At 54.1% G+C, this 12,188-nt stretch carries 11 protein-coding genes and 1 tRNA gene; 5 read left to right on the top strand and 7 right to left on the bottom strand.

Going from position 1 to position 12,188, the window contains the following annotated elements; all coding sequences use genetic code 11:
- Positions 1-34 precede the first annotated feature (34 nt).
- Positions 35-418 carry a carboxymuconolactone decarboxylase family protein gene (locus ACT2B1_RS03060; protein WP_171239953.1) on the top strand — a complete coding sequence of 128 codons (384 nt, stop codon included), beginning with the start codon at positions 35-37 and terminating at the stop codon, positions 416-418.
- Between the two features lie 39 nt (positions 419-457).
- On the opposite strand, the gene ACT2B1_RS03055 is transcribed toward ACT2B1_RS03060, so the two are convergent.
- Complete coding sequence (locus ACT2B1_RS03055; RefSeq protein ID WP_254449181.1) at positions 458-1,054, bottom strand: TetR/AcrR family transcriptional regulator; 597 nt, start codon at positions 1,052-1,054, stop codon at positions 458-460.
- Positions 1,055-1,194: 140 nt separating this feature from the next.
- On the opposite strand from ACT2B1_RS03055, the gene ACT2B1_RS03050 reads away from it, so the two are divergent.
- The 4 genes from ACT2B1_RS03050 to ACT2B1_RS03035 are packed head-to-tail and all read left to right on the top strand — an operon-like array spanning position 1,195 to position 5,160.
- Positions 1,195-2,550, top strand: coding sequence for a flavin-containing monooxygenase (locus ACT2B1_RS03050; protein ID WP_171239955.1), 1,356 nt, complete (start codon positions 1,195-1,197; stop codon positions 2,548-2,550).
- Positions 2,547-3,449: a bile acid:sodium symporter family protein gene (locus ACT2B1_RS03045; protein WP_171239956.1), complete on the top strand. Its 903-nt coding sequence runs from the start codon at positions 2,547-2,549 to the stop codon at positions 3,447-3,449. Before ACT2B1_RS03050 ends, ACT2B1_RS03045 begins: the two co-directional genes overlap by 4 nt.
- Entirely contained in the window at positions 3,446-4,384 is a 939-nt protein-coding gene (locus tag ACT2B1_RS03040; RefSeq protein WP_481668545.1) for an SDR family oxidoreductase, read from the top strand. The genes ACT2B1_RS03045 and ACT2B1_RS03040 overlap by 4 nt, the downstream gene beginning before the upstream one ends.
- On the top strand, positions 4,381-5,160 hold the full coding sequence (locus tag ACT2B1_RS03035) for an SDR family NAD(P)-dependent oxidoreductase (RefSeq protein WP_171211697.1): 780 nt from the start codon (positions 4,381-4,383) through the stop codon (positions 5,158-5,160). The genes ACT2B1_RS03040 and ACT2B1_RS03035 overlap by 4 nt, the downstream gene beginning before the upstream one ends.
- Before the next feature lie 16 nt (positions 5,161-5,176).
- On the opposite strand, the gene ACT2B1_RS03030 is transcribed toward ACT2B1_RS03035, so the two are convergent.
- The 6 genes from ACT2B1_RS03030 to ACT2B1_RS03005 all read right to left on the bottom strand — a co-directional run bounded on the left by ACT2B1_RS03030 (position 5,177) and on the right by ACT2B1_RS03005 (position 12,011).
- The gene (locus ACT2B1_RS03030) at positions 5,177-6,253 is read right to left on the bottom strand and encodes an AI-2E family transporter (RefSeq protein WP_481668544.1); all 1,077 of its coding nucleotides are present in this window, start codon (positions 6,251-6,253) and stop codon (positions 5,177-5,179) included.
- A 224-nt stretch (positions 6,254-6,477) separates the two neighbouring features.
- Positions 6,478-7,236, bottom strand: coding sequence for a class I SAM-dependent methyltransferase (locus tag ACT2B1_RS03025; protein WP_171211695.1), 759 nt, complete (start codon positions 7,234-7,236; stop codon positions 6,478-6,480).
- A gap of 269 nt (positions 7,237-7,505) precedes the next feature.
- Positions 7,506-7,595, bottom strand: a tRNA-Ser gene (locus ACT2B1_RS03020).
- Between the two features lie 325 nt (positions 7,596-7,920).
- Positions 7,921-9,327, bottom strand: a complete 1,407-nt coding sequence (locus tag ACT2B1_RS03015) for an AAA family ATPase (RefSeq protein ID WP_481668543.1) — start codon at positions 9,325-9,327, stop codon at positions 7,921-7,923.
- Positions 9,328-10,184: 857 nt separating this feature from the next.
- Positions 10,185-10,874 carry a hypothetical protein gene (locus tag ACT2B1_RS03010; protein WP_481668542.1) on the bottom strand — a complete coding sequence of 230 codons (690 nt, stop codon included), beginning with the start codon at positions 10,872-10,874 and terminating at the stop codon, positions 10,185-10,187.
- A gap of 660 nt (positions 10,875-11,534) precedes the next feature.
- A complete protein-coding gene (locus ACT2B1_RS03005; RefSeq protein WP_480808381.1) occupies positions 11,535-12,011 on the bottom strand; it encodes a MarR family winged helix-turn-helix transcriptional regulator in 477 nt (158 codons plus the stop codon).
- Positions 12,012-12,188 lie beyond the last annotated feature (177 nt).

Here is a 12,188-nt window from a genome sequence, read left to right as displayed (position 1 = left end):
CAACAGATCGAGACCCGAAAAAACAGAGGATAATATGGCAGATATTTTCGACGAAGACCTGTTCCTGAAAGGGTTGGAACAACGCAAAAGCACTCTGGGCGCGGAATATGTCGAGAAGAACCTAGCCGCAGCCGATGACTTCACCCGCCCGTTTCAAGAGGCCATGACCGCATGGTGCTGGGGCTTTGGCTGGGGCGATGACGTGATCGACGCCAAGACGCGCTCGATGATGAACCTGTCGATGATCGGTGCGTTAGGCAAGATGCACGAATGGGAGATCCACTGCAAAGGCGCGGTTAACAACGGTGTAACCCCCGAAGAAATTCGCGCCATTATTCACGTGATCGGCATATACTGCGGCGTCCCACAGGCGTTGGAGTGCTTCCGCGTCGCGCGTAAGGTTCTGGGATACGCATAACCGACGTGATGCGCGGCAGGTCCGAGGCCATTCGCGGGATCAGGCGGTCTCGGCGCCTAAACTGCCAGTAATGCCTGCCTCGCAAAAACTCAGCAGATTCTCGATCATATCCTGAGCCTTGGGCCCACCCTCGGAACCGGACAGGGCCGAAATACGCCAGTCGGACGTACACAGGGCCAGCATCGCAGACACCGCATAGACCAGTGACGCGGACACGCGGTTTGGATCGGCATCGGGGAACCTGGCGCACAAGGCCTGAACCGCGAAAGACGCGGCGGGATCGAAATGCACCTTTGCCAGCGCCCGCCAGCGCGTATCCGCAGAGACCATCGCCACAATACGCGCGTAGGCCAGCCATTGCGGATCACCACCGAACGCGCGCGTGATCAGCGGTTGCATATAGGCCGCGACAAAGTCCCTGACCTGCCAATCCTGGCCCTCCAGCGCCTTGATCGCGGTCAGGCGTTCTTCGGAAAGAACGGAGGCACGGCGCGCGACGATCCGTTCAAACAGCTCTTCTTTCGGGCCACCGTGAAAATTCACGTTCGCCTTCTGAACCTGTGCCCGCTCTGCGATGTCCCGAATCGATGCGCCTTCGAATCCCCGTTCGGAAAAAACCTGCTCGGCAGCGTCCAAGATTCGCTCTCGCGCAGCTACGGATCGCTGCGACGGCGCCCTTTTTCTTTCTTTTACAGCGTGTTGCGACATCTCAAAAATCAGTTTGCCTTATTTAGAACGATCGTTCAAGGTAAATGACGTCGCAGGAGGAGAGACGCATGGAGCAGGTGCAGTTTGGAGCGGGCCAGCCGGTAAAGGTGAAGGCCCGCCCGGAAGATAGTTTTGCGCTTATCGGGGCCGGGCCTATGGGTCTTGCGATGGCAAAAACGCTCATCGAGCAGGGCGTGCCGTTTCAAGGATTTGAACTGGCAGATGATGTGGGTGGTCTGTGGAACATTGATGCACCTCGGTCCACGATGTACGAGACCGCCCACCTCATTTCTTCGAAACGCATGACCGAATTCGCAGATTTCCCGATGCTTGAGGAAACCGCCGAATATCCCTCACACCGCGAACTAAAGACCTACTTTCAGGACTTCGCCACCGCGTTCGATTTGTATCAGCACTTCCACTTCGGTGCCGAGGTTCTAAGCACCAAGCCGCTGGACAAAGGTGGGTGGGAGGTCCGCTGGCGCGACAAATCCGGCACCGAGCAAACACAGAAGTTCGCGGGCGTTCTGATCGCCAACGGAACCCTGTCAGAACCCAACCTGCCTGAGTTTGAAGGCACGTTCACCGGTGAATTCATCCATGCGTCGCAGTACCGCTATCCAACGCAGTTTGCGGGCAAAAGGGTTCTTGTCATCGGCGCGGGAAACTCGGGCTGTGATATTGCAGTTGATGCGATCCACCATGGGGTTTCGTGCGACATTTCCATGCGTCGCGGGTACTACTTTGTTCCGAAATACGTCTTCGGCAAACCAGCTGACACGATGGGCGGGAAAATTCGCCTTCCGATGTGGCTGAAGCGCAAGGTGGATGGTGCAATTCTAAAATGGTTTGTGGGGAACCCTCAGAAATACGGGTTTCCAAAACCGGATTACGAACTGTACGAGTCCCACCCCATCGTGAATTCGCTTATCCTGTTTCACGCCGGGCATGGCGACCTGAAAGTCCGCCCTGACATTGCACGGTTTGATAGCAAGACCGTCCACTTCCGGGATGGCAGTTCGGCCGAGTACGACATGATTCTTGCGGCGACCGGGTACAAGCTGCACTACCCGTTCATCGACAATTCGCTTCTGAACTGGACAGGTGACGCACCGCATCTTTACCTGAACTGTATGCATCCTGAACGGGATGACGTGTTTGTTCTGGGCATGGTCGAAGCATCCGGGCTGGGCTGGCAGGGCCGGCACGAGCAGGCCGAAATGATCGCTCGGTATATTTCCGGGTTGCGGTCCGGAAACACGGCAGCAGAAGCGATCCGCGCAACCAAGGCCGAAGGGTTCGAGCGGGCAACGGGCGGCATGAACTATATCGACCTGCCCCGCATGGCCTATTACGTCGACAAGGCAACCTATCGGCGCGAAGTGACGGGCCAGATCGCGGCTCTTAGGGCGGCAGAAAAATGAACGGGATCGACCAGGTCACACTGAACTTCGACGCGAGCAACCTGAAGCTGTTGAACGCCATCCTCGCCGTCGTCATGTTTTCAATCGCGCTGGACCTAAGGTTTGATGATTTTCGGCGGGTGGCTCGGGGGCCCAAGCCCCTGATCGTCGGACTGATTTCGCAGTTCGTCGTTTTACCCGCCCTGACATTCCTGATGATCGTCGCGTTAAAGCCCATGCCCTCTGTCGCGATGGGGCTTATTCTTGTTGCGGCATGTCCTGGTGGGAACATCTCGAATTTCATGACCCATCGTGCAAAGGGCAATGTCGCGCTGTCCGTGTCGATGACAGCTTTCGCAACCGTCGCAGCGATCATCATCACGCCCGCAAATATCGCGTTCTGGGGCAATCTCTATGGCCCGACCCGTGAAATCCTGCAGCGCACTGAAATCGACCCGGTCGCGGTGGCAATCACCGTAGGGTTCATGCTGATCCTGCCGCTGATCCTGGGAATGTTTGTGAACGCGCGCTTTACACTGTTTGCCGATCGCATTCGCCGACCGATGCAGTGGCTGTCGATGGCCATCTTCGTTGCGTTCATTGTCGTCGCATTGGCGGCGAACTGGGACAACTTCCTTCAGGTTGCCGGGGCCATCATCGGGCTGGTCATCCTGCACAACGCCCTGGCCTTTCTGGGCGGCTACTTCACCGCCACCGCGGGCGGCCTGTCCAAGCGCGATCGTCGCTCGGTCACGATCGAAACTGGAATCCAGAACTCGGGGCTGGGGCTGATCCTGATCTTCGCCTTCTTCGGTGGCTTGGGCGGCATGGCCGTTGCCGCAGCCCTATGGGGTATCTGGCACGCAATATCGGGCATCGCCCTTGCCGCGTTCTTCGCAAGACGAGAGATTCCGCAATGACCCGGATTCTGATCACAGGTGCAGCCGGAGCCGTTGGCACGGCGCTGCTGCACCGACTTGGCCCCCGATCTGATCTTGAGATCATCGCGACCGACATTCGGGAACCTTCGAACCTGCCCGCAAATGCGCGGTTCAGAAAAATGAACGTGACCGGAAATGACCCTCAATCCGTCATCCTCGAAGAGCGTCCTCATACGATTGTACATCTTGCCTCTATCGTAACACCCGGTCCGAATTCGACCCGCGAACTGGAATACAGGGTTGATGTCGAAGGCACGCGCAATGTTCTGGACGCCGCAATCGGTGCAGGCACCCGACGATTGGTGGTAACATCGTCTGGGGCGGCCTATGGATATTACGAAGACAACCCCGTTCCGCTAAAGGAAACGGACGCGATCCGAGGCAACGAAGAGTTTGCCTATTCCTGGCACAAACGTCTGGTCGAACAGATGCTGGCCGAGGCCAGATACTCTGCGCCGGATCTGCAACAGGTCATCCTGCGCGTTGGCACGGTACTTGGTGCAAATATCGAAAACCAAATCACCGCCCTGTTCCGCAAGCCCCGCCTTTTGGGCCTGAAAGGATCGGACAGCCCATTTGTCTTTATCTGGGACAAGGATCTGGCGGAAATCCTGGTGCGGGCCGCGACTGACAGTCCCGCCGGCATCTTCAACGTATCCGGCAACGGATCGCTGACCATTTCACAGATCGCGTCGGCGATGGGAAAGTCGGTACGATGGTTACGGCCTGGGCTGCTCAAAGCTGCGCTAACATTTGCGCGCCCTCTGGGTCTGTCACGCTATGGCCCTGAACAGGTGCGTTTTCTGCTGTACCGCCCTGTGCTGGACAATTCCGCGCTTAGGACAAGTTTCGGATATGAGCCCGAGCTTTCCAGCGCAGAGGCATTTCAACGCTGGTGGGAGGCCGCACAATGACACAAACCGCAGTGATAACCGGCGGCGCGGGTGGACTAGGCCGAGCCCTGTCTGCGGCGCTGCGTGCCCAAGGGTGGCACACCGTACTGATCGACCTTCCGGGCCCCGAGCTGGACTCTTATGCCCGCTTGGACGGCGTAACCACATTCGCCTGCGACCTGACCCAACCAGACCAGATCAAAGAGACCTGCACCCAGGTCATTGAATCCTGCGCGTCGATTGATCTGGTGATTTACAACGCGGGCGTTTCGCAGATCTCTGCCTTCGCCGAATGCGATATGGCCTCACACCGAAATCTCTTCGAGATCAATTATTTCGCGGCAGTCGACTGTGCCAGGCAGTTTCTGCACCCTTTGCGACAGTCCAAGGGAACCCACTTGGCCATATCCTCGGTTGCCGGGTTTGCGCCGCTTTTTCATCGTACTGCCTATGCCGCCAGCAAACACGCGCTTGAAGGGTTCTTCAAATCGCTTGGCGCAGAAGAAATCAAGCATGGTGTAAGTGTCAGCATCGCCGCACCTTCGTTTGTAGCCACCAACATCGGACGCCCCGATGCGGCACAAAGCGGGTTTGTCAGGCCGGGTTCAGCCTCGGACGGCGTTGACTATATGGAGCCTGAGGACGCAGCCCGCGTCATCCTTCGCGGCTATGCCCGAGGCAAGCGGTTTATCCCCGTGGGCCGCGTGGCGCGGCTGGCCAATATCGTGAACCGCATTGCGCCGGGTTTTTACTTTTCACAAATGTTGCGCACGATCGCCAAGGACCATCCGACCTGATCCGGTGCGCCGCGGGTCAGGTATCTATTTTTCCATCACCGGACATCAATATCGCGATAGGTTTTGTGGCGGGGATGTTGGACATCACGATCATAATGCAGACGGTTATCGGGACGCTCATCAAAGCCCCTGCGACACCCCAGATTGCCGTCCAAAACGTAAGCGCAAGAATAACCATGAAGGGTGACAAATTCAGGCTTCGCCCCAAAAGCATGGGCTCCAGGATATTGCCAACAGAAAACTGGACCGCGCCGCACCCGCCCAACACGATCAATAGCGGGATGACTTCTTCAAATTGAACCAGCGCCACCACTGTCGGCAACGCCACGCCAATAATCGAACCCACTGTTGGAATGAAGTTCAGTATGAAGGCAAGAACGGCCCATGTTTCCGCGAAATCCAACCCCACCGAAGCCATCACCAGATAGCTCCCAAAACCTGTAAGAGCGCTGGCGAAGGTCTTGATGCCTACATACCGCTGAACGCTGTCGGATGTTCGATCCAGAATACGCCTTACCTTCTCGGCGGTTTCTTCATCTTTGACCGCCAGCTTGATCTTTGCACGCATCGGGGTGCGCTCGATCAGCATGAAGGGGACATAGAGTAAAACCAGAAAGAACGCGCTGAGGAAGGCACCGGCTGACCCGATCACACCCTGCGCGAACCCCGACAGGTTGATCTGCTTCAACGCCTTGAGCGCGGCCGCATAGTTATCTTGCCCCACCAACGAAACCACGCGCGCCAGAATACCTGTCAGTTTTTCTTCATATCGCGGAAAAGCTTGCGAGACTTCGCCCGCCTGACTGGACAGGATCGACAGCACAACGCCAACCCCCATTATCACGAGCGCAATGGCCGCAAGTTGCGCAATCCATTTGGGAATTGTCCGCCCCCCAAGACTGACCCTGCCGATTTGATCCGACGTGGCCGTCAGCAGAACGAACAAAAGAACTGCAAAAGACAGCGGCACCAGAACCGAGGACGCAAGCACCAGCGACGCAACGAAGAAAAACAAAAATGCGACCAGATGATACCAGAAAGCCAGTCCCCGAAAGTATGACGAGGGCGTGCCGGGTTGCTTGGTCTTATTCATACACAGGCTCCGTCCACAGGTTGCCAGAACTTTAAGACATTACTTTCGGACGTATTTGGCCTTTTCACGAGACATCTGACAAGGGCCACTCAGCAGCCGGTAAGTTCGGCTGTTTGGCCCCTGCGGTGAACTGCACTCCGAAAAGTGCCCGGGCGACCGCGACTGCCCGTTATTGAAATTCAGACTTTCGCTGATCAAAACTCGCAATCAGTCGCCATGCGACGTCACCCCCTCTTTACGGCAGAGGCTGAAAAGAAGGGGCGAAGGCGCGGGAACACGCGTTGCGTCAGGCGCATCAGGCGTTTCCCGCGCATACCGCGATAGATGATTTCCCGTGTCTTAAGATCAAAATGCTCAAGAAATTCTATGACATCGCGTGTCGTGTATTCGCGAACATGACCCATATGGCCCAATGTGCGCAGCTTGCTGAATTCCTCATAGGGATCGGGGCAAACAAACGCGCTTCGGTTTGACAGAACCAGATTTCGAATACCCGCCAAACTTTGCAGGTTTGGGGTCGAAAGAAATAATTGCCCGCCGGGTTTCAGCACGCGGGCCACTTCACTGATTGTGAATATCGGATCAATACGCAGATGTTCAAAAACCTCGTTGAAAATCACAACATCCGCGACGCCATCGTCAAGCGGCACGGGATCCCTCTCAATATCGCATTTCAAAATCTCAAGCGATCCGGTTGCTTCCGTGATCCGGTCAGGTTCAAGATCAAGCCCGATGACCTTAAATCCCGCCGACTGCGCTGCATGAGTCAATAGACAAGGCGCCGACCCGAATTCGACAACCGTGGCACCGTCAGCCGCATTTTCCCGAAGCATCCTCAGGTCGATCGCCAGCCGCTTTCTGTGATTGAGAGTATATTGCGTGAACCAATCGCTGATCGCCTCTGACGGGCGCAACTTCTCATAGGCCGCATCTATCAGAGCAATATCTGCCTCGGTGAAATCTGGCTCAATTGATCGCTTCATGCGCTGGTAACCCTCCCGTTGGGGCAATGACCGGCTTTCTCAACTCGACCAGCCCGCGCATCTCCCCAATTCCAGAAATCTGATATTCCAACAGCGGTTTGATGGCCACCTGCATTATGACGCGCATATCAAGTATTAGCCGCCGCCGTCGTTTGTTACAGATCGAAACTCTGTCAGCGCTTTACGGGCTGGGCACTTACACTCATGAAAAAAGAGCGACGATCCAGCTTCTATCTCGTCTTCATTTTTTTGATTTTCGCGCCGGTTGATGGCGGAGACGAAGGGATTCGAACCCTCGAGACGGTTTCCCGCCTACTCCCTTAGCAGGGGAGCGCCTTCGACCACTCGGCCACGTCTCCGTCGACGCGTATACAACCCTATTCACCATGCCCACAAGGCTAAAAACGATGGGAGATTGAATTTTGTGGCAATGCCGCAAAAAGTGCAAACCAAGCAGAACAAAGCGTGATTGCGCGCACGAAAGAGGCAAGATTTTGGCAACAAATATTCAAGTTTTGTTCTTCGCTTCTGACTACGCAGCCATATTCCACTGACCAGCATGTCCAGCGGTCAATCAGGTCTCCTTACCTGTTGGATGTTCGTACATGACCCGTAAAGGATATCTCAGACTGTTCCTTGTGTATCCCATCTGCGACGGATGTGTATCGACACACTTTCTGCCTTTTAGGCCGAGGCAATCAGAGTCTGAGATCTGTCAATCAAATTTCTCAAAAGTTCTGAAAGAACGCGGATAGATTGATGTTCGGGCCATGTGTTCAACAACCAGTCATGGTCATCCAGGGTCATCCCAAACATGCGTTCGTCAACCTCCAGTTCCTGCGCATAGTCAGCTTTCAGGCTGTGAATGATACTAGGAACCTGTTCAATGCTGGGACTGTCGAAACGAACGACCAGACAACGGCTTACCAGTGGTCGAGGAAGCTTGCTCAAGTCGTTTGCTGTAAACAGCCAACAGATGTGGGACGCATTCACGTTTGTGGCCAGAAAGCGTTCGTAGAACGTCTGAGCTTCTGTATTTTCTAGGAGCCCGAGAAGTTCTGCCCAGACACTTCCATTGTGGCTTGGCAACGCTTTGTCCAACTCGTCGATCATGATGAGCGGGTTGAGCGCTCTTGCACTGCAAACCGCCTTTGTAATGACACTGGGCATTGCAGTTGACCAGCCGGCGCTTACACCAAAAATGTTTGCGTCAGCATGACCCGCAACGCTTCTGATAGTCACGTCAATATTCAAGGCATCTGCGATCTCACGGCACAATCTGGTTTTTCCAACGCCGGGTTCGCCGGCAAGGATGATAGGCCGCATTTGCAACCGATCATTTCCAAACTGCCAGTGCCGATAGAGCTGATCATAAACCAAGTCAATTGCTGGTTCGGCGTTGGGAAACCGAGTATTCAGGCTTGTGAGGTTTTCCAAGTTTTGCTTGGTCAGGATGTTGAAATGCTTGGGACGAAAGGCATCCAGCACTCCGGCTTCTTTAGCTGCTCTCTCGATGGTTTTGGGCAGTTCTGAGAGGGGTTGCAGCGCATAGCTAGCATCCTGTTTCCTCCGTTTCTTTGCAGCCCTCTCAAGACCTCTCAGGTGCCGTTTCTCCGCTGCGATCATGAGGGCCTCTTCGTCATTCTTTGGCGAGCGGTCTGTGATGGCCGATTGAAGCACCGAAATCGGGAGAAATTTCAAGAAAGCCTTCCCCGCATGCCGGAAAGCTTCGACATTATCGAATGCTGCAATCCAATTTGCCATGTACTTCGAACCAGGCTCGCTTCGAAAACTTGCCCATTCGTCGTGATACTTGGCGGATTCCTCGAAAGCCCAGGGTGCTTCTTTGCGAGCGGCCTTGAGGCAAGCCGCTTGAAGTTCCCAAAGCTCGGAACTAGCCAGAATGGCGCTCTTTAAGTCTTCAAGATCATTGAATTCTAGGGCCGAAAGCCAATTCAAAAGTTGGCTCTTTGCAAGGTTTCCAGCATTTGCCCATTCGTCCAGGGTCTCGCTCACGACCGGACAGATTTCGTTTACTTGCGTGTCGTTGGAAGAACGTTTGGCGGGTGGCTTTTTGTTGGTAAATCGCATTCTGATCTCGTCAAGGCTAAGTTTATTGGCTTGAGAGAGCGGCTAAATTCAGCGGTATATGACTTGTCGGAATGTGAAACAGGCGCCAAGCATTCAACGGTTTCTCTCAAGAGGGCAAATTTGAGAGAGCCCGTATAAAGCTGGAGGAGGCGCCAAGAATGCTAATCATAGTTTTAATCTAATCTTACTTGCTGGCATTCTCAAGACAGCCTGGAAGAAATACATAACATTCATATATTTAAGAGCTCTGACAGTAGATCTCTTTGCTGCCGTATCCCGAAGATTACGTTCAGGACATCCTGCCGAGCATCACATGGCGCCGAGCGGAAGTAAGTCCAGTTTTCGCGCTCTATTGCGGATAAATGGTCCACTTTTGCCTTCATCCTGGATCTTACCGAACTTTCGCGACAGCATCCAATATGATGGGCGTTTGGTGATGAGTGACACTCAAAGGGCTTTGCCCTGAATGCCAGCCAGTCGGCAAACGTTCTCGGATCAATTTGCCAATGTCCCAGGTCATTTTTTTAAGCGCGAACGGAACCCCCCTTGATCGCCTTCAAAATCGGGTTCTTGGTTGTTCCACTTTCTAGCTTTGCTTCTATCATCGTCAGGTAGGTCATCTACTTCTCCCTCTAATTGTCTTTGGAAATAATCAGGAAAATGAGCGGGGGAACGCATGGAGCAATAGGGGCGATGGGCCAAACGTGTTAGTTTCCGGCGACGAAGTTGCAAGAACTGACGGCCCTTAGCTGACTTTGGTGCGAAATCCGTCTAACGACTGCTCCCAGCCCGAAGCGGACATTCACAATTAGACTTTGCAGTTTCAAAGACGCCAAAGAGCGAACTTTTACACGAGGCTATACCCGATACCAGTTTTCAACGTCTCGGGTAGCTTCCTCGACTGTAAAAGCAGCCTCTACCTCTGCGATTACACACCGTACTTCATCCGGGCTTGCAATAAGTTCCAAAATACTCGCCCCTAGATCATGGGCTGACCCGGCATTTGAATAAATCGTATCGACCCCAATTCTGATGGCGTTTCGGTATTGCAGTAGGTGCTCAAAAAAAAGCACATAAATCATCTCTTCGTAAGGAGAATGACTGTCCGCTTCAGAGATCAAACCCAATTCTGCGGCCTTGGCACACGTCAAACGCCAAGCCAGTTCCATTGTCGATGGAGGCGCATCTCTGGTCTCATCAGGATGCTTTGGGTTCGCAAACGTAGACCTTCGGAAGGCTTCGAGATTTGCACGCAAGCTCTTTGTAGGAACGGGATAGATGAATGTGGTTTCCTCGGATGCTAAGGTTGGTTCAACCTGATCCGACTGCGCCTGGATGAACTCGGAAAACCTGTTTCCGATGATAGGGACTTCACCGACAATCATGTCTGTGGGATCGGTATTCTCTGCCAGCCATCGCGCCAGGGCTCTCCGACCCCACAGCCCGGCTGCCTTTCGGATCAACGGATGAGTTCCATCCGAAACATCTGGATACCTTGCGAGTATGTCTTCGGTCTGAAAAGCCGCGAGCCCTGAATCCCAACGCATGATATGCACGCGACGTCTCAATGAGACTGAAATGGATATCTGCTGGCGCAACAGGAATGACTTTCCAGACGCTGGTAATCCAGTGAAGAAAACCATGCGGCAACGACGTGCAGCGTCGGCCAAGTGTCTTCCAATCGCAGTGTCCGCAAAACTGTCGATAGAAATTGCGAATCTCCTAGTTCGGTGTTGGCCGCAGACCGGAGCGGCGAGCGTTCACCACCTCCAAGATTGTTGCCCAAGAAATCCGGCGATTTCACAGATGAATTGTCAACCTAAATTGCCCCAAAGCCCAGGTTGAGAGCTTTCTATTGAACATAGATGCTTCGGGGCTCGCAGCAAATCCATGCCGCGACCGGCTTAGACGGCAATATCAGATCCTAGGCGTTACCGGGATGATCCGACCAGGTAGACAAGGTTGACGAAAGACACGCTGCATTACCCATGGGGACTGGCTAGGCGATGCCTGCTAAGGGTTTCATTTACTGCTCGCCGCCCAAAGCGGAACTGTCGTTCTAAAGGTAAGGATTGGCCGCTAGCGCAATGAATATGTGGTAATGAAAGAACGACCAAGTTGACGACGACTCCGTTCGTGCCGCCAAATCCTTTCTTGATGAAAGCCTTAACAAAAAGACACGCGAAGAGGTCGGTCTTTCCGGCACATTACTCCGTCTTGTTCAAATCGCCGGTTGTCAGGATCGCGCCAGCCTGAAGGTCCTCGGCGTCCAGCATCGTTGCGACCCTTTCGAGCGCGGCAACAAGCATTGCCTGCTCCCAGTCCTCCATTTGCTTGAACCGCTGCACATAGAGCTGTTGCAGTGGATCAGGGGCGTCCTCAAGGGTTTTGCGCCCTCGATCCGTGATCAGGATATTGGTCTGCCGTCGGTCGGTCATGGATTTCTCGCGCACAACCATGCCGCCCGAAACCAGCTTGTCCACCAGCGCTGTTACAGTGGCCTGGCTGACATGCATGCGCATTGAAATCGCCTTTGCCGTGGTTTGCCCGGTCTCGCCAATCACTTGCAGCACACGAAGCTGGACCGCGGTCAGCCCGGCGGATTGCGCCAGTTCACGGCCGGACATCTCGGTGGCGCGCAGGATTCGGCGCAGGGCGACAAGGCTGCTGTCGATACGATCCATGTATCTACTCCGCGTTCGATTGGAGTGAGATTGTCAAAATTGCATTGAGTGCTCAAGCGTTAACCGAAAGTGAAATAATTAGTTCTACTAATTAAAATATCACTAGTAGAGGTAGATTTATGACGCTTCTGTAAAAGATAGCTTCGTCTTTTGAAGTTTCGTCTTTCCTGTGGTACT

The organism is Ruegeria sp. S263, from assembly GCF_056780525.1.
This window is presented reverse-complemented; position numbering and strand designations above follow the sequence as displayed.